Origin of the sequence: Planomonospora antibiotica, assembly GCF_014647955.1 — a bacterium.
Taxonomy (GTDB): domain Bacteria; phylum Actinomycetota; class Actinomycetes; order Streptosporangiales; family Streptosporangiaceae; genus Planomonospora; species Planomonospora parontospora.
In genome coordinates this window covers 78494-94281 of record NZ_BMQE01000027.1, presented here as the reverse complement: position 1 = coordinate 94281, position 15788 = coordinate 78494, and the positions used below count along the sequence as shown (strand labels likewise).

The 15788-nt window shown below is 72.3% G+C and carries 18 protein-coding genes, 2 tRNA genes, 1 other RNA gene and 1 pseudogene; 6 read left to right on the top strand and 16 right to left on the bottom strand.

What is annotated here, in order from left to right:
* A partial coding sequence (locus IEZ06_RS37685; RefSeq protein ID WP_373293914.1) for a hypothetical protein occupies nt 1-90 on the bottom strand: 90 nt, incomplete at its 3' end.
* 100 nt (nt 91-190) lie between these two features.
* Nucleotides 191-364, bottom strand: a pseudogene (locus tag IEZ06_RS37680) (transposase); the annotation flags it as partial.
* 207 nt (nt 365-571) lie between these two features.
* Between IEZ06_RS37680 and IEZ06_RS23245 the strand changes: the two are divergent.
* Entirely contained in the window at nt 572-1768 is a 1197-nt protein-coding gene (locus IEZ06_RS23245) for an amidohydrolase family protein (protein ID WP_189238799.1), read from the top strand.
* On the opposite strand, the gene IEZ06_RS23240 is transcribed toward IEZ06_RS23245, so the two are convergent.
* The 3 genes from IEZ06_RS23240 to IEZ06_RS23230 form a co-directional block, all read right to left on the bottom strand.
* On the bottom strand, nt 1765-2118 hold the full coding sequence (locus tag IEZ06_RS23240; RefSeq protein ID WP_189238798.1) for a YkvA family protein: 354 nt from the start codon (nt 2116-2118) through the stop codon (nt 1765-1767). The two genes, IEZ06_RS23245 and IEZ06_RS23240, sit on opposite strands and share 4 nt — an antisense overlap.
* A gap of 169 nt (nt 2119-2287) precedes the next feature.
* Nucleotides 2288-3256, bottom strand: a complete 969-nt coding sequence (locus IEZ06_RS23235; RefSeq protein ID WP_189238797.1) for an LLM class F420-dependent oxidoreductase — start codon at nt 3254-3256, stop codon at nt 2288-2290.
* Between the two features lie 209 nt (nt 3257-3465).
* Nucleotides 3466-4140: a TetR/AcrR family transcriptional regulator gene (locus IEZ06_RS23230; RefSeq protein ID WP_229798581.1), complete on the bottom strand. Its 675-nt coding sequence runs from the start codon at nt 4138-4140 to the stop codon at nt 3466-3468.
* Between the two features lie 156 nt (nt 4141-4296).
* Here IEZ06_RS23230 and IEZ06_RS23225 point away from each other — a divergent pair, with 156 nt between their 5' ends.
* Complete coding sequence (locus tag IEZ06_RS23225) at nt 4297-4887, top strand: hypothetical protein (protein ID WP_189238795.1); 591 nt, start codon at nt 4297-4299, stop codon at nt 4885-4887.
* A gap of 97 nt (nt 4888-4984) precedes the next feature.
* On the opposite strand, the gene IEZ06_RS23220 is transcribed toward IEZ06_RS23225, so the two are convergent.
* The 7 genes from IEZ06_RS23220 to ffs form a co-directional block, all read right to left on the bottom strand.
* Nucleotides 4985-6055, bottom strand: coding sequence for an aspartate-semialdehyde dehydrogenase (locus tag IEZ06_RS23220; RefSeq protein ID WP_189238794.1), 1071 nt, complete (start codon nt 6053-6055; stop codon nt 4985-4987).
* Nucleotides 6052-7326 (bottom strand): aspartate kinase, encoded by a 1275-nt coding sequence (locus IEZ06_RS23215; RefSeq protein WP_189238793.1) that lies wholly within the window; start codon nt 7324-7326, stop codon nt 6052-6054. The genes IEZ06_RS23220 and IEZ06_RS23215 overlap by 4 nt, the downstream gene beginning before the upstream one ends.
* 91 nt (nt 7327-7417) lie before the next feature.
* Nucleotides 7418-7957, bottom strand: coding sequence for a DUF5063 domain-containing protein (locus IEZ06_RS23210; RefSeq protein WP_203871943.1), 540 nt, complete (start codon nt 7955-7957; stop codon nt 7418-7420).
* The gene (recR, locus tag IEZ06_RS23205; RefSeq protein WP_068900394.1) at nt 7950-8549 is read right to left on the bottom strand and encodes a recombination mediator RecR; all 600 of its coding nucleotides are present in this window, start codon (nt 8547-8549) and stop codon (nt 7950-7952) included. Before recR ends, IEZ06_RS23210 begins: the two co-directional genes overlap by 8 nt.
* A gap of 3 nt (nt 8550-8552) precedes the next feature.
* Nucleotides 8553-8903: a YbaB/EbfC family nucleoid-associated protein gene (locus IEZ06_RS23200; RefSeq protein ID WP_068900554.1), complete on the bottom strand. Its 351-nt coding sequence runs from the start codon at nt 8901-8903 to the stop codon at nt 8553-8555.
* Between the two features lie 183 nt (nt 8904-9086).
* The gene (locus IEZ06_RS23195; protein WP_189238792.1) at nt 9087-11465 is read right to left on the bottom strand and encodes a DNA polymerase III subunit gamma and tau; all 2379 of its coding nucleotides are present in this window, start codon (nt 11463-11465) and stop codon (nt 9087-9089) included.
* 30 nt (nt 11466-11495) lie between these two features.
* Nucleotides 11496-11594, bottom strand: an RNA gene (gene ffs / locus IEZ06_RS23190) — signal recognition particle sRNA small type.
* Nucleotides 11595-11687: 93 nt separating this feature from the next.
* Between ffs and IEZ06_RS23185 the strand changes: the two genes are divergently transcribed.
* From IEZ06_RS23185 to IEZ06_RS23170, 4 genes are all read left to right on the top strand, one after another.
* A tRNA-Ser gene (locus IEZ06_RS23185) sits at nt 11688-11776 on the top strand.
* Between the two features lie 159 nt (nt 11777-11935).
* Nucleotides 11936-12793: a KPN_02809 family neutral zinc metallopeptidase gene (gene ypfJ, locus IEZ06_RS23180; protein WP_189238791.1), complete on the top strand. Its 858-nt coding sequence runs from the start codon at nt 11936-11938 to the stop codon at nt 12791-12793.
* Nucleotides 12794-12935: 142 nt separating this feature from the next.
* Nucleotides 12936-13235, top strand: a complete 300-nt coding sequence (locus tag IEZ06_RS23175) for a type II toxin-antitoxin system VapB family antitoxin (protein ID WP_189238790.1) — start codon at nt 12936-12938, stop codon at nt 13233-13235.
* 108 nt (nt 13236-13343) lie between these two features.
* A complete protein-coding gene (locus tag IEZ06_RS23170) occupies nt 13344-13853 on the top strand; it encodes an NUDIX domain-containing protein (protein ID WP_275414872.1) in 510 nt (169 codons plus the stop codon).
* 109 nt (nt 13854-13962) lie between these two features.
* On the opposite strand, the gene IEZ06_RS23165 is transcribed toward IEZ06_RS23170, so the two are convergent.
* From IEZ06_RS23165 to IEZ06_RS23150, 4 genes are all read right to left on the bottom strand, one after another.
* Nucleotides 13963-14052 (bottom strand) — tRNA-Ser (locus IEZ06_RS23165).
* 21 nt (nt 14053-14073) lie between these two features.
* The gene (gene tadA / locus IEZ06_RS23160; protein WP_189238809.1) at nt 14074-14520 is read right to left on the bottom strand and encodes a tRNA adenosine(34) deaminase TadA; all 447 of its coding nucleotides are present in this window, start codon (nt 14518-14520) and stop codon (nt 14074-14076) included.
* A 199-nt stretch (nt 14521-14719) separates the two neighbouring features.
* Nucleotides 14720-15211 (bottom strand): tRNA adenosine deaminase-associated protein, encoded by a 492-nt coding sequence (locus IEZ06_RS23155; RefSeq protein WP_189238789.1) that lies wholly within the window; start codon nt 15209-15211, stop codon nt 14720-14722.
* A gap of 15 nt (nt 15212-15226) precedes the next feature.
* Complete coding sequence (locus IEZ06_RS23150; RefSeq protein ID WP_373293913.1) at nt 15227-15736, bottom strand: tRNA adenosine deaminase-associated protein; 510 nt, start codon at nt 15734-15736, stop codon at nt 15227-15229.
* Nucleotides 15737-15788: the final 52 nt, after the last annotated feature.

Below are 15788 nucleotides of genomic sequence, written 5' to 3'. Positions count from 1 at the left end.
GCGCTCTTTCCAGGCGTCGGTGAGTTGCTCGCGGCGGGCGCGTTCCAGTGCCTCGTGCTGGCCGCGAGGGCGGACGGTGAGCTGGCGCAGCCCGATCGCGGCGGTGGTGCATCGCGGGCGCAGAGGGCAGGGCCCGCAGCCGGGCCAGCTCCTCCTGCTCGGACTCCTTCAGCGTTCCGCCTCCGCCGTTCCCGCCGGCCGACCCGTCGGCAAGCCGGTCCATCTGCACCCAGTTGTGCAGCGTGTACGCGTTGATGCCGAGATCCCGCGCGACGTGCGCGACGGGCTTGCCGGTCTCCTTGACGATCCGTACCGCTCCGGCCCGGAACTCCGGATCAAAGCGACGCCTCGTGGTTCCTGCCACGACCCAACCTCTCTCGGTTCGGTCTCCACGTTACGAGGGGAAGCTCATTCAGGGCATCAGCCGCTTTCGAGAAGCCACGACGAATTGAGCAACAGAGTCCTGAAGGCCGAGGCCTTCTGCGGACCTTCGGTAAACGCTTGACCTTCGGGATCAACACGAGACCCCATCGCTTGTCCAGCGTGACGCCAACGCCGTACCGTTGACCGCGTGACTACGCCGCTACTGCCCGACCCCGAGCCCAGGCGGCGGGACCATGTGATCATCTCGGCCGACGACCACCTGATCGAGCCGCCCGACATGTTCGAGGGCCGGCTCCCGGAGAAATACGCCGAGGTCGCGCCCAAGGTGGTGGAGACCGAGTCGGGCCACCAGGTCTGGCGGTACGGCGGGGCCACCTACCCGTGCGCCGGCCTCGACGTCGGCGCGGGCCTGCCGCGCGAGCAGCGGACGCTCGACCCGGTCCGGTTCGAGCACATGCGCCCGGGCTGCCACGACATCGAGGCCCGGATCGGGGACATGGACCGCGCGGGCATCTGGGCGGCGCTCTGCTTCCCCGGCATGCTCGCCGGGCAGGCGGGCATGGTCTTCTCCCGCACCCGCGACCAGGAGCTGGGCCTGGCGGTCCTGCGGGCCTGGAACGACTGGCACGTCGACGTCTGGGCCGGCGCCTACCCGGAGCGGATCATCGCCCTGCAGCTGCCGTGGCTGACCGACCCCGAGCTCGCGGCCAAGGAGGTCCGGGACAACGCCTCGCGCGGGTTCAAGGCCGTGCTGTTCCCCGAGTTCCCCACCCGGCTGCGCCTGCCGTCGATCCACGGCGAGCACTGGGACCCGTTCTTCCGCGCCTGCGAGGAGACCGGCACCGTCGTCTGCCTGCACACCGGTGCGGGCTCCTGGACCCCGGTGCCCTCGCCCGACACCCCCGTCGAGGCGATCACCACGCTCATGCCGGCCAGCGCCATGTTCGCCTGCGCCGACTGGCTCTGGTCGGGCGTGCCGCTGCGCTTCCCCGCGCTGCGGATCCTGATCGTGGAGGGGGGCGTGGGCTGGCTGCCGATGCTCGCCGAGCGGGCCGACTACGCGCTGGACCACCCGGTCGCCGGAGAGGCCGCCTGGGAGGGCGGGCTGAAGCCCAGCGAGGTCCTGCGCCGCAACTTCTTCTTCGGCACGCTCGACGACCACGCGCTGTCGGGCGTGCGCCTGGCGGTCGGCCTGGAGCACGTCCTGCTGGAGAGCGGCTACCCGCACTCCGACTCGACCTGGCCCGACACCCAGCAGGCGCTCGCCCGCAACCTGGGCAGCCTCCCGCCCGCCGACATCGCCCGGGTGGCCTACGGCAACGCCGCCCGCCTGTTCGGGCACCCGCTCCCGTCGCGGGCGTGGCTCAGGATGGAGCAGATCTAGCGCAAGGGCCCGGCGGCGGGAGGGCCGGCGAGACGGCGGCGCTCCCACTCGACGTAGCGCCCGCTCTCACCGAGCAGCGAGCCCATCAGCCAGAGGAAGACGCCGAAGTCGTCGGCCACCCCGACCAGCGCCAGGAAGTCCGGGACGAGGTCGATGGGCGAGACCATGTAGAGCACGCCGAGGCCCATCGTGGCCAGCCTCCCCCGCCCCATGCCGGGATACGCGCCGCGCATCACCGAGCCGACGAGCCGCGGCATCGCCCGCAGCCGCGCGCCGAGCCCGGGAGACCCGGGCTTCGACACGTCCCGGTACACCCGCCACGCCTGTGCCGCCCGCGCCGCCTTCGCCATGGGGAACCTCCTCGCAGAACACGTCCGCCGGACCGCGGACTACCCCGTGGTCTTGCGATATAACGCGTGGCCCCCTCTTCGGGTTCCCGGGACTCCGCACCCGTCCCGCCCGGCGGCCCCGCGCCGCGTCGGCCCCACCCGGCGCCGGGTCGTCCGCACGGCCCCGCGCTCACTCCGCGTTCGGCGCCAGATCCCGTACGGCCTGCGCGATCGGCACCTCGCCGCCGGGGATGGGCGCGAGCACCGGGGTGTCGAGGCCGTTCTCGACGTACCGGCGGATCCTGGCCCGGCAGGTGGCCGCGTCGCCGTGCACGATGAGCGCGTCCACGACCTCGTCGGGGATGGCCGCCAGCGCCGCCTGCCGGTCCCCCGCGGCCCAGGCCTCGTGCATCGGCCGCAGCACGTCGCCGCGTCCCAGCCAGTCGTGGAAGGCCGCGTAGACCGGGACGGTCAGGTAGCTGGCGAGCATCCACCGGCCCAGTTCCCGGACCTTGTCGGCGTCCTCGCTGACGCACACGAACAACCGGGCGACCAGCTCGGTCTCCGGGCCGATCTCCGCGCGGACCTTCCGGACGTCCTCCGGCGAGAGCCAGTTGGTGATCGCGCCGTCGGCCTCCTCGGCGGCCAGGCGGAGCATCCGGGGCCGCAGCGCGGCCAGCACGATCCTGGGGGCGACCTTGGGCGCGCGCTCCAGCTTGAAGCCCTTGACCTCGAACGTCTCGTACTTCTCGGTGACCTTCTCGCCCGCCAGGGCCTTCTTCAGGAAGCGCAGCGTGTCGCGGGTCCTGGAGAAGGGCCTGGTGAACTCCCCGGCGTTCCAGCGCTCGACGATGGCCGGGGAGGAGGCCCCGATGCCCAGCACGAACCGGTCCGGGGCGAGGTCGGCGAGCGTGGCGGCGGACATGGCCAGCAGGCCGGGGCCCCGGGTGGAGGCGGGGACGATCGCGCTGCCCAGGCGCAGGCCGGGAGCCCACTCGTTGGCCAGCGCGAGCGGGGTGAAGCCGTCGACGCCGTTGACCTCGGCCGACCACATGTCGGTGTAGCCGAGTCCGGGGAGCTCGGCCACCAGTTCCTTCGAGCCCGCCAGTGAGCGGTCGTAGAAGGGGACCGTCATCCCCCAGCGTGCGCCCGTCGCCATCATGTGCCTCCCATGCTCCCTGCCCGGACTCCGTCCCGCGGCCCGTGCCGCGGTCCCCGCCCCTGCCGCCGCCCCGCCGGTGCGACCGGCGGCGTGGCCGTCGACGTCACCGTCTAGAACGAAATTCTGTTCCAGCTTGCCGTACCCGACCCGGGGGATGTCAACGATCTGACCGTACCAACCGGACGGTATGTTACGGGAGCGGGCCGTCAGGAGCGCAGCTCGTGCACCCCGGCGATGAAGTCCTTCGCCACGCCCCGCAGACCCGGCAGGTGGGACAGGCCGACCAGCCGGTCGACCAGCGGCACGGTCAGGTCGATGAACCGGTGGGTCCGCCGACAGCCCTCCGAGTCGTCGTGCACCCAGAACAGCACCACGCCCATGGACAGCAGCCAGAGCAGCTCCGGCAGCTCCGCCCTGATCTCGGCGTCCATCCGGCCGGCCGAGCCCTCGACGACCCGGCGGTAGATCGCGATCGACGCCTCCCGCGCCGGCGAGGAGTCGGCGCTGAACGGGCTGAGCGGGTTGCTCGGCTCGGCCGCGTGCTTGAAGAACTTCACCGCGAACTCGTGGTACGGCTCGGAGACCCGCACCCACTCCCGCAGCACCCCGCCCAGGCGCCCGGCCAGGGACCGCTCGGTGGCCAGCACCCGCTCGCACGCCGCCTCGTGCTCGGCCTGCGCCCGGTCGTAGTAGGCCTGGACCAGCGCCTCCTTGGACGAGAAGTAGTAGTAGGCGTTGCCCACGGAGACCCCGGCCTCGGCCGCGATGGCCCGCATGGTGGTCGCCTCGTAACCCCGTTCGCGGAACAGCCGCAGGGCCGTCTCCACGATCGCTTCGCGGGTCCTGTCGGATCCCCTGGTCCTCCGGGTCGGCTCGGCCACGCTCGTCACTGTACGGCCCGATCCCCCGTGAGTCATGGCGCCTCACGGTGATCGACATCACAGGGCAAAGATCGGAGCGTCCCGGGCGTCATCCGGCTCCGGGCGTGGGACTGATCTTCTCGGCGGAAGGGCGAATCCGCGACAAGGAAAAGGTGTATGGGGACACGTCCCTGCGAACGGAGGGCTGTCCGGCTTGCCGCCGGCGCCCTGTTCGCCGTACAGACAACGTTCATCGCAGCGGCCGGCGTCACCGCCGCCCCTGCCCGCGGCCCGGTCCCGGCGCCGGTCTCCGCGGCCGCGTCGGGGGTTCCGATGCGGCTGGCGGCCCCGGCGTCCCGGCCCCGCCGGGTGCGGCCGGTGTGGCTCGGCCACAGCCAGGCGGCCAGGCGGGCGCAGCGGGCCGGTCTGGGGCTGTACTCGTCCGGCGGGTGCACCGACCGCTGGATCCGGCAGTGCACCTCGCTGGAGGCGATCAGGACCAGGACGCTGAGGGGGGCGATCCGGCTCAAGCGCCGCAGCGGCTGCCCGGTCACCCTGACCGGCGGCACCGAGATCGGCCACGTGGTCGGCCGCTACAGCCACGGGAACGGCTACAAGCTGGACGTGGCGCCCAACGCCTGCGTCGACCGGCACATCACCCGCACCCAGCCGTTCCGCGGCGTGCGCTCCGACGGGGCGCTCCTCTACGGCTCCCCGGAGTCCCTCTACGCCCGCACGCCGTCGCACTGGGACATCCTCTTCCGCTGACGCGCGGGAGGCCGGCTCCGACCGCTCCGGGTCCCCACGGGAACGGGCCCCTCCCGCCGCACGGCGGAAGGGGCCCGTCACGGTCCGGGCGAAGGCGTCAGCCGGTGAACTCGGCCGCGACCAGCTCGGCGATCTCCGCCGCGTTCAGGGCCGCGCCCTTGCGGAGGTTGTCGCCGCAGACGAACAGGTCGAGCGTGTTCGGGAAGTCCAGCGCCTGGCGGATCCGGCCCACGTAGGTGGGGTCGGTGCCGACGACGTCGGCCGGGGTCGGGTAGACGCCGTTGGCCGGGTCGTCCATGACGACCACGGTCGGGGCGGCCTCCAGGATCCGGTGGGCGTCGGCGACGGTGACCTCGCGCTCGAAGGTCGCGTGCACGGCCAGCGAGTGCGTGGTGATCACCGGGACGCGGACGCAGGTCGCCGAGACCTTCAGGTCGTCGATGCCGAGGATCTTACGGGACTCGTTGCGGAGCTTGAGCTCCTCGGAGGCCCAGCCGCCGTCCTTGAGCGAGCCCGCCCACGGCACGACGTTGAACGCCACCGGCGCCGGGAACGGCGACTCGCCGTCGCCCAGCTTGTTCTGCAGGGCCTTGCGCACGTCGCCCGCGGTCTGGCCCACCGTACGGTCGCCGGCCAGGGCCTCGACCTCGTCGTAGAGCCGCGCCGCACCGGCCACGCCCGCGCCGGAGACCGCCTGGTAGGAGGCGACCACCAGCTCGCGCAGGCCGTACTGCTCGTGCAGCGCGCCCATCGCGGCCATCATCGACAGCGTGGTGCAGTTAGGGGTGGAGATGATGTTCCGCGGCCGGTTGCGCGCGGCCTCCGGGTTGACCTCGGGCACCACCAGCGGGACCTCGGGGTCCATCCGGAAGGTGCCGGACTTGTCGATGACGACCGCGCCGCGGCCGGCCGCGATCGGCACCCACTCGGCGGAGACCTCGTCGGGGACGTCGAAGATCGCGATGTCCACGCCGTCGAAGACCTCGGGGGCCAGCGCCTGGACGACCACGTTCTCGCCGCGGACCTGCAGGACCTTGCCCGCGGAGCGGGCGGAGGCGACGAGCCTGATCTCGCCGTAGACGTCCTCGCGGGAGGAGATGATGTCGCGCATCACGGTGCCGACGGCACCGGTCGCGCCGATCAGGGCGAGGGTGGGCTTGCGGCTCATCGTCCGGTACCTCCGTAGATCACTGCTTCAACCTGGTCGGCGTCGAGGTCGAACGCGCGGTGCGCGGCGGCGACCGCCGCGTCCACCTCGTCCTGACCGACGATCACCGAGATGCGGATCTCCGAGGTGGAGATCATCTCGATGTTCACCCCCGCGTCGGCGAGGGCGGCGAAGAACGTCGCGGTGACGCCCGGGTGCGAGCGCATGCCCGCCCCGATCAGCGAGACCTTCCCGATCTGGTCGTCGAACTGCAGCGACTCGAAGCCGATCCGCTCCTGGACCTTCTTCAGCGCGGTCAGTGCCGCGGAGCCGTCGGTCGTGGGCAGCGTGAAGGAGATGTCCGTCCGGCCCGTCGCCGCCGCCGACACGTTCTGCACGATCATGTCGATGTTGATCTCGGCGTCCGCCAGCGTTTTGAAGATCGTGGCAGCCTCGCCGACCTTGTCGGGCACCCCGACAACGGTGATCTTGGCCTCGCTCCGGTCGTGCGCGACGCCGGAGATGATCGGCTGCTCCATCTCGTTTCCTTCGCTGTCGGGGTCGGAGACGACCCACGTGCCTTCCTTGGTGCTGAACGAGCTTCTGACGTGGATCGGCAGGCTGAACCTGCGGGCGTACTCGACGCAGCGCAGGTGCAGGATCTTCGCTCCGCAGGCCGCCATCTCCATCATCTCCTCGTAGGAGATCCTGGGGATCTTGCGGGCGGCCGGCACGATGCGGGGGTCTGCGGTGAAGATGCCGTCCACGTCGGTGTAGATCTCACACACGTCGGCGTCCAGGGCGGCGGCCAGCGCGACCGCGGTCGTGTCGGAGCCGCCCCGGCCCAGCGTGGTGATGTCCTTGGTGTTCTGCGAGACGCCCTGGAAGCCCGCCACGATCGCGATCTGGCCCTCGTCGAGCGCCCCCCGGATCCGGCTGGGCGTCACGTCGATGATCCGCGCCTTGCCGTGGGTCGAGTCGGTGATGACCCCGGCCTGGGAGCCGGTGAACGAGCGCGCCTCGTGGCCCAGGTTGGCGATCGCCATCGCCAGCAGGGCCATCGAGATGCGCTCGCCGGAGGTCAGCAGCATGTCGAGCTCGCGGCCCGGCGGCAGCGGCGAGACCTGCTGCGCGAGGTCCAGCAGCTCGTCGGTCGTGTCGCCCATCGCGGAGACGACCACCACGACGTCGTTGCCGGCTTTTTTCGTCGCGACGATCCGCTGCGCGACCCGCTTGATGCAGGACGCGTCGGCGACGGACGAACCACCGTACTTCTGAACAACGAGCGCCACGAGATGTCTCCGAAGCAATCTAGGGCTGTGGAGCTCTCAGTCTACTGTCGCGGCACCAGGGTTCTTCTGGTTTAGACCACTATGTGGACGATCACACGGTTGTGCGCTCTTCGGCCACGTCGAGACGGGTGTGGGCGACGAGCGCCTGGAGCGCCCGCATCGCCGCTCCCGCGTGGTTGCCCCAGGTGTTGAAGTAGGAGTACTGCCACCACCACAGCGCCTCCAGCGGACGCCCGGCCCGGTAGTGCCGCAGGCCGTGGATGAGGTCGGCCGCCACCGCCGTCAGGTCGTCCGAGAGGCGGTACGGCGTGACCACGGTGTCCTTGTAGGGGTCGAAGACCTCGGCGTAGTCGTCCACCGGGCCCAGCCGCTCGGCGAGCGCCGTGCGCAGGGGGTCGACGTCGGGGTCCGCGCTCAGGTGCGGCTCCCAGTTCTCCGACAGGATCACGTCCTGGCTCGCGCCGAGCTGTGCGCCGGCCGAGCTGACCTGGGCGACCTCGACCAGCAGCAGCGGCAGGACGGCGTCCCCGCCCTCACCGCCCGCCAGCCGGGTCAGGCCGTCGAGGTAGTTCTGCGCGTGCACCGCGATCCGGTCCGCGAACGCGCTCCACTCATTGGAGATCTCAGACATCCAGCAGCCTCCGTCCTTCGAACGCGCGGCCCAGGGTGACCTCGTCGGCGTACTCGAGGTCACCGCCCACAGGCAGACCGCTGGCCAGTCGTGTCACTTTCAGGCCCATCGGCTTCACCAGCCGGGCGAGGTAGGTCGCCGTCGCCTCCCCCTCCAGGTTGGGGTCGGTGGCGATGATCAGCTCCGTCACCCGGCCGTCGGCCAGGCGCGTCATCAGCTCCCGGATGCGCAGGTCGTCGGGGCCGACCCCGTCGATCGGGCTGATCGCCCCGCCGAGCACGTGGTAGCGGCCGCGGAACTCCCGGGTCTTCTCGATCGCCACGACGTCCTTGGACTCCTCGACGACGCAGATCACATGGGGGTCGCGCCGGGCGTCACGGCAGATCCGGCACTCCTCCTCCGCCGCCACGTTCCCGCAGACCCGGCAGAAGCGGACCTTCTCCTTGACCTCCAGCAGCGCGTGCGCGAGCCGTTTCACGTCGGCCGGCTCGGCGGCCAGCAGGTGGAACGCGATCCGCTGCGCGCTCTTCGGACCGACGCCGGGCAGCATGCCCAGCTCGTCGATCAGGTTCTGGACGACCCCTTCGTACATGGCCTAGAACCCGGGCAGCTGGCCGAGACCGCCGCCGCCCAGCCCCTGGGCGAGCGGGCCGAGCTTCTCCTGCTGCAGGTCGTTGGCCGCGCGGACCGCGTCCCGGATCGCCGCGATCACCAGGTCGGCGATGGTGTCGGCGGTCTCCTGGGGGTCGCCGGGGTCCACCGCCTCGGGGCTGATCTTCAGTTCCAGCAGCTCACCGCCGCCGTTGACCGTGGCCACGACCAGGCCGCCGCCCGCCGAGCCCTCGATCTCCGCGTCGTTCAGCTCCTGCTGGGCGCTCACCAGCTGCTGCTGCATGAGCTGTGCCTGCTCCAGCAACTGCTGGAGGTTGACATCCCCTGGGTTCACCGTCGTGCGCTCCTCGTCCATGACGTCAGTCGTCACGAGCCTACGGGGTCGGAGCCAGGTAGTGCACTGGCGGTCGCACGTGTTCCCCGAGTGCGCCCGCTAAACCTCCGCCGGGCGCGGTACGGCACGCCGCCGGTCGGCCGTGGCCGGACCTCCACCGGGACCGGTACGGCGCGCCGCCGGTCAGCTGTGGTCGATCTCCTCGATGATCTGCCCGCCGAGCTCGCGCTGGATGAGCGCCATGCCGGTGAGCGCGTCGACGTCGGCGTCCGCGTCGTTCAGCGGGTCGACGTCGTCGGACTCGAAGCCGGGCCCGCGGCCCGGGACCGCGTCCGGCCAGCCGGACGAACCGCCGGCCGGGCGCGGACCCGGCTGGGCGGGCGTGCGGGCACCGGCCTGGGCGCCCGCCCTGACGCCGCTCTGGGCCGCGGCCCTGGCGGCCGAACGGGCCGCGGCGAGACCGGGGCCCGGGGCGGGCGGCGAACCGGGGTCCTCCGGCAGGGGCGCGTCGGGCCACGACTCGTCCGTGGCGGCCGTCTCCCGGCGGGCGGGGGCGACGGCGACGGCGACGGCCTGGGCGGTCCCGGCCGAGCCGGTCGAGCCGGCCGGACCGCCCTGATCCGGCCGGGCGTTCCGATCCGGGCCTCCGGCACCGGGGGCCTCCGGCGCCGGACGCGGCGCGGGGGGCTGCGGCGGGGAGACCGGAGGGTGGTTGCCCCCGAACGGGGCGGCCCCGCCGGCGCCGCCCACGACGGCCTCGACCTTCCAGGCGCCGCCCAGCACGTCCTGCAGGGCCGCCGCGACGACCGTGTCCTTCCCGCCGCCGACGAAGTTCTTCATCGCGCCGACCTGGGTGAAGCCCAGGGTGAGGACCTTCCCCTCGACGCCGACGACCTGGGCGTTGGTGTTGACGTTCGCCCAGACGACGATGCTGCGCTGCTTCAGCGCGCCGAGCACCTGCGGCCACGCCTGCTGCACGGCCGCCACCTCGGAACCGGCGGCGGGGCCCGTGAGGGGCGCCGAGGCCGCGGAGGGCTGCGCGGGCACGGAGTGCGTCCGCTCCTGCGGAGACGGCGGCCCGGCCGGAGCGGCGGGGGAGCCGGGCTTGACCGTGACCGGCCAGTCGTCGGCGGGCGCCGGGGCGGAGTCCTGGGAGCCGGCCGGGGAGGCGGAGGCCGTACCGGCCTGCGGAGCCGCGGCCGGACCGGACGCGACGGCGTGCTGCGGCGCGACGGCGGGGACCGTGACGGTCTGCGGCGCGACGGTGGGCGGCGTGTACGGCGCGGTCGCGGCGGGGGCCGCGTAACCGGCGGCGGGGGCCGCGTAACCGGTGGCCGGGGCGTGTCCGGCGGCGGGGGGCGTGTATCCGGCCGCGGGGCCGGGGACGGTGAACGCGTGCGCTCCGGCGGAGCCCCGTTCCAGCCGCTCCAGCCGGGCCAGCAGCGCGGCCTCGTCCTGGGCGGCTCCGGGGAGCAGCACCCTGGCGCACATCAGCTCCAGCAGCAGCCGGGGCGAGGCCGCCCCGCGCATCTCGACCAGCCCGGCGTTGAAGACCTCCGCCGCCCGGGTCAGGTCGGCCGGCCCCATCGAGGCGGCCTGCTCGCGGAGCCGCTCCAGCTCGTCGTCGGGGCGGTCGAGCAGACCGCTGCCGGCCGCCTCGGGCACGTTGGCCAGGACCACGAGGTCGCGGAAGCGCTCCAGCAGGTCCATGGCGAACCGGCGGGGGTCGTGGCCGCCCTCGATCACCTGGTTCACCGCCTGGAAGACCCGCGCGCCGTCCCGCGCCGCGAAGGCCGCGACCATGTCGTCGAGCAGGCCCCCGTCGGTGTAGCCCAGCAGGGACACCGCCCGGGCGTAGGTGATGCCCGCCTCGTCCGACCCGGCGAACAGCTGGTCGAGGATCGACAGGGAGTCGCGGGCCGAGCCGGCTCCCGCCCGCACGACCAGCGGCAGCGCGGCGGGCTCGAAGGGGACGTCCTCGGAGGTGAGGATCTCCTCCATGAGCGCGCGCAGCGCGGCGGGCGGGATCAGCCGGAAGGGGTAGTGGTGGGTCCGGGACTTGATCGTCCCGATGACCTTCTCCGGCTCGGTGGTCGCGAAGACGAACTTCAGGTGGGGCGGGGGCTCCTCGACGAGCTTGAGCAGCGCGTTGAACCCCTCCCGGGTCACCATGTGCGCCTCGTCGATGATGTAGATCTTGAAACGCGCCGACACCGGCGCGAAGAAGGCCCGCTCCCTCAGGTCGCGGGCGTCGTCCACGCCGCCGTGCGAGGCCGCGTCGATCTCGATGACGTCGAGGTGGCCGGGGCCGGTGGGGGCGAGCGCCACGCAGGACTCGCACTCGCCGCACGGATCGGGGGTCGGCCCCTTCTCGCAGTTGAGCGAGCGGGCCAGGATCCGGGCACTGGAGGTCTTGCCGCACCCGCGGGGGCCGCTGAACAGGTAGGCGTGGTTGATCCGGCCGCTCCGCAGCGCCTGCCGGAGCGGCTCCGTGACGTGTTCCTGGCCCTTGACCTCGGCGAAGGTCCCGGGCCGGTACTTGCGGTAGAGCGCCAGACTCATCAAGGAGCTCCCGCCTGCGAGGGGTCCTGCAACGAAGGAACCCCTCGCACACCCGCCAGAGCCCGCTTATCCTTGCTGCCTTCCGGCCCTGGGGAGGTTCACAGGATGACGCCGCGCGAGGGGTCCGGACACAGTCTATCCCCCTGCGGCAGTGCTCGGGCCCGCGAATGTCGTACGGGCGCACGGTCACCCCACGCCCGAAAGTCCGCTAAGCTTTCCGGCGGAGGATTCGCCTAGTTGGCCTAGGGCGCACGATTGGAAATCGTGTTGGGGGCAACCCCTCAGGAGTTCGAATCTCCTATCCTCCGCCACTCAGAGGGGCCGGACCGCACACGCGGTCCGGCCCCTCCGGCGTTCCCGCCCCGGTTCCGGTTCCGTCCGCCGGCCCCCACCGGCACCGCCCCCGGCCGTTTCCCCGGCCGCTTCGCGGGCAGTGGAGGCGTCCCGAACGGATCGAAGGGACGTCGGCGATGGATTTCAAGGACGATGTCCGGCTGGACAGCTCGCAGGTCGAGAGCGGCGGCCGCCGCGTCCCCGGCGGCGGACTCGCGGTGGGCGGAGGCGTCGCCGGGATCATCGCGCTCATCGCCGCGCTGGTGTTCGGCGTGGACCTCGGGGGCCTCACCGGCGGCGGGGCGGCCCCCGCGCCGGTCGACTCGGGCTCGAACCTCGCGGCGCAGTGCAGGACCGGCCAGGACGCCGACCAGAACGAGGAGTGCCGGGTGATCGGCGTGGTCAACAGCATCCAGGAGTACTGGCCCACCGCCGTGGACGGCTACGAAGAGGCCAAGACCGTGCTCTTCTCCGGCGCGGTGGAGACCGCGTGCGGCGCCGCCGACTCCTCCGTCGGGCCGTTCTACTGCCCCGGCGACCGGCGGGTCTACCTCGACCTGAGCTTCTTCGACCAGCTGCAGAGCCGCTTCGGCGCCAAGGGCGGGCCCTTCGCCCAGGCGTACGTGATCGGGCACGAGTACGGCCACCACGTGCAGAACCTGACCGGGGTCCTGAGCCGTTCGCAGAACGACCGGCAGGGGCCGGAGAGCGGGGCGGTCCGGGTGGAGCTCCAGGCGGACTGCTACGCGGGCGCCTGGGCGAAGAACGCCTACGAGACCGGGCTGTTCGCCGAGCCGTTCACGCGGACCGACATCGAGGAGGCGCTGAGCGCCGCCTCCGCGGTGGGGGACGACAGCATCCAGGAGCGCACCCAGGGCCGGGTCGACCCGGAGGGCTTCACCCACGGCACCTCGGCGCAGCGGGTCAAGTGGTTCAGCACCGGTTACGAGACCGGTGACCCCAAGCGCTGCGACACCTTCTCCGGCGGCATCTGAACGGGCTCCGTGCGTGCCCCGGCCGTGGCCGGGCGAACGGACCCCGGGCGGGCCTCAGCCGTGACCAGGGCGGGCGCTGACCGGCACCGCGACCCGACAGGCAGGCAGGCAAACGACCGGATTGTCTCTTAAACTACATGGGGTGATCTTCAAGCTGGTCGGCGATGGACGGCCCTACCCCGAACACGGCCTCTCGAACCGCGAGTGGGCGCAGATACCGCCGCGACAGGTCCGGCTCGACACCCTGATCACCACGAAAGCGGTGCTCGACCTGCACTCCCTGCTCGCCAAGGACTCCACCTTCTACGGCGACCTGTTCCCGCACGTGGTCCAGTGGCGCGGTGAGCTCTATCTGGAGGACGGCCTGCACCGGGCGCTGCGCTCGGCCCTGCACCAGCGCCCGGTCCTGCACGCCCGCGTCCTCGACCTGCCGGACGCCTGAGCCCCGCCGCCTCTTCCGCACGTTCCCGGTTCACGGACCGCCGCCCCGCGACTGAGACATGATCGCGGTGACGGCCCCCGTCCGGTGGGCGTTGAACGAGGAGGCCCCATGGCGATTTCCCCCTACCTGAAGTGGCTGCGGCGGTATGTGGGGCACGATCTGCTGTTGATGCCGGCGGTGACGGCCGTCATCACCGATGACGAGGGCCGCGTCCTGCTGGTGGAGGACATCGACACCGGCCGGTGGATGCTGCCCGGCGGGGCGGTCGATCCCGGTGAAGGGCCGGCGGACGCCCTCGTCCGGGAGATACAGGAGGAGCTCGGCGTCGAGGTCGAGCCGACGGCCGTGCTGGGGGTGTTCGGCGGGCCGGAGTTCGTCGCCGAGTACCGCAACGGCGACCGGGTGACGTACGTGGCGACGGTGTTCGCCTGCCGGATCCTCATCGGCGAGCCGGTGCCCGACGGAGAGGAGGTCGCCGCCTTCCGCTTCACCGCTTCCGGCGACCGCGACCTGATGGACGTGGCCCCGACGACGCGCCACGTGCTGACCCGGATCGATCCGGGCTCACCCGAGGCCTGGTTCGATCCCCCAGTCCTCCGGCGGCACCGCTCCTCCTGACCGGAGGGGCGCGGGGCTCCTCTCAAGATCGGGGGCGGGGCCGTTTCCCCGTGGTCTCGAAACGCGAAGGGCCTCCGACCTGATCACACAGGTCGGAGGCCCTTCGCGGTGGCGGTGGTGGTGGGATTTGAACCCACGGATGAGTTGCCCCATCACACGCTTTCGAGGCGTGCGCCCTCGGCCACTAGGCGACACCACCGCCGAGCAGCTTACCGGATAATCACCGTTGCTCGCGCGGCCTGCGCGCGGCGAAGAACCCGGCGAGCACCTCGGCGCACTCGTCGGCCAGCACACCCATGGCGACCTCCGGGCGGTGGTTGAGCCGGCGGTCCCTGAGCACGTCCCAGAGCGAGCCCGCCGCACCGCCCTTGGCGTCCACCGCGCCGTAGACGACACGGTCCACCCGCGCCAGCACCGCGGCCCCCGCGCACATCGTGCAGGGTTCGAGCGTGACCACGAGCGTGCAGCCGGTCAGCCGCCACCCGCCCCGCCCGCGCGCCGCCTCCCGCAGGGCCAGTACCTCGGCGTGCGCGGTCGGGTCCGCCAGGGACTCGCGATCGTTGCCCGCCTGCGACAGCACCTCGCCGCCGGGACCGAGGACGACCGCGCCGACCGGCACCTCTCCGCGCTCACCCGCCCGTACGGCCTGCGCCAGGGCCAGCCGCATCGCGGGGACGTGGCCCGTCTCAGGGGAACCCGCCCCCACCGGACCCGTCCCTCCGGAACCCGCCCCCACCGGACCCGTCCCTCCGGAACCCGCCCCCACCGGACCCGTCCCTCCGGAACCCGCCCCCACCGGACCCTCCACCGGTCCCCTCACCGCCGCGGACCCGCCGGAGCCGTCACCGGAGCCGTCGCCGTGGCCCTCACCGCAGGCGGTCGAGCTCGTCCGCGAAGGCCAGCCGCTCGGCGATCACCGAGAGCGTGTCCGCCGGGAGGGCGCCCTCCTCCATGCTGAGCTCGATGAGTTCCTCCGGGCTCATGCCCAGATCGCTCAGGAGCTCGAAGTCGCCCGCCGGCCGTACGCCCAGCTCGGGCGTGTCGCCCTCCGGGGCGACCCCGGCCAGCTCGCCGAAGAGCTCGCCGAGCGTGTCGGCGCGCGCGGCCTGCGCGTCGGACAGGAAGGCGCGGGGCTCGGTGTCGCCCCGGTAGCGGACGATCGCGAACCACTCGTCCTCGGCCTCGACGCAGAGCAGGGCCAGTTCCTCGCCGTCGAGGCCGAGGCTCTCCTGGACGACGTCGCCGAGATCGTCGACGATCTCGGCTTCGCCGAGGTCGGCCTCGGCTCCCCGCCAGCCGTTCGCGGTGCGGACGAAGGCCACCGAGAAGAGCCTGCTGCCGGACGGTCTGGAGGCCATGGCGATCTCCTGAACTCAGCCGAACATCGAGTCGATGGCGCGTTCGAACGGCTCGGAGAAGCCGAGCCGCGCGGCGATGCTGGACAGCACGTCCTCGGGGAGCAGATCGATGTCCCCGGAGAGGATGCCGAGCTCCATCTCGTCGAGCCCCAGGTCGGCGAAGATCGACAGGTCTCCCGCGGGGAGCGCCGTCTCCTCGTCCTGCAGGATCGCGTCGAGCTCGTCCTCGTCGGGCATCGGGACGTCGAGATAGTCCAGCACCTGCTCCGCGAGCGGGAAGTCCAGCGACGCGGCGATGTCCGAGAGGAACACCTCCACCCGCTCGCCGAACACCCGTAGCGCCACGAAGAACTCATCCCCCACGGCGACCAGGCCAATCGCGCCGCTCAGGCTCGGCTGCTGGCGCAGGGCGTGGATCAGCCCGTGGAGATCGGAGGTGAGCGCCACGGGAAGCATCTCCGCCTCCCAGCGGTCATCCTCGCGATAGACCACGATGGCGAAGTCGAGCACATCTTCGTCTGTCATCGTCATCCCCACCGAGCGACCTGTACGGATGTCAATGCTTTCAGAAGTGGAG

Coding starts and splice junctions, on each gene's coding strand:
- IEZ06_RS23240 (WP_189238798.1), bottom strand. CDS start 2,118: ATGGCGAAGGCGGCGCGGGCGGCACAGGCGTGGCGGGTGTACCGGGAC.
- IEZ06_RS23235 (WP_189238797.1), bottom strand. CDS start 3,256: ATGGCGACGGGCGCACGCTGGGGGATGACGGTCCCCTTCTACGACCGC.
- IEZ06_RS23225 (WP_189238795.1), top strand. CDS start 4,297: ATGGGGACACGTCCCTGCGAACGGAGGGCTGTCCGGCTTGCCGCCGGC.
- IEZ06_RS23220 (WP_189238794.1), bottom strand. CDS start 6,055: ATGAGCCGCAAGCCCACCCTCGCCCTGATCGGCGCGACCGGTGCCGTC.
- IEZ06_RS23210 (WP_203871943.1), bottom strand. CDS start 7,957: ATGTCTGAGATCTCCAATGAGTGGAGCGCGTTCGCGGACCGGATCGCG.
- recR (WP_068900394.1), bottom strand. CDS start 8,549: ATGTACGAAGGGGTCGTCCAGAACCTGATCGACGAGCTGGGCATGCTG.
- IEZ06_RS23195 (WP_189238792.1), bottom strand. CDS start 11,465: ATGAGTCTGGCGCTCTACCGCAAGTACCGGCCCGGGACCTTCGCCGAG.
- ypfJ (WP_189238791.1), top strand. CDS start 11,936: ATGGATTTCAAGGACGATGTCCGGCTGGACAGCTCGCAGGTCGAGAGC.
- IEZ06_RS23170 (WP_275414872.1), top strand. CDS start 13,344: ATGGCGATTTCCCCCTACCTGAAGTGGCTGCGGCGGTATGTGGGGCAC.
- tadA (WP_189238809.1), bottom strand. CDS start 14,520: ATGCGGCTGGCCCTGGCGCAGGCCGTACGGGCGGGTGAGCGCGGAGAG.
- IEZ06_RS23155 (WP_189238789.1), bottom strand. CDS start 15,211: ATGGCCTCCAGACCGTCCGGCAGCAGGCTCTTCTCGGTGGCCTTCGTC.
- IEZ06_RS23150 (WP_373293913.1), bottom strand. CDS start 15,736: ATGACAGACGAAGATGTGCTCGACTTCGCCATCGTGGTCTATCGCGAG.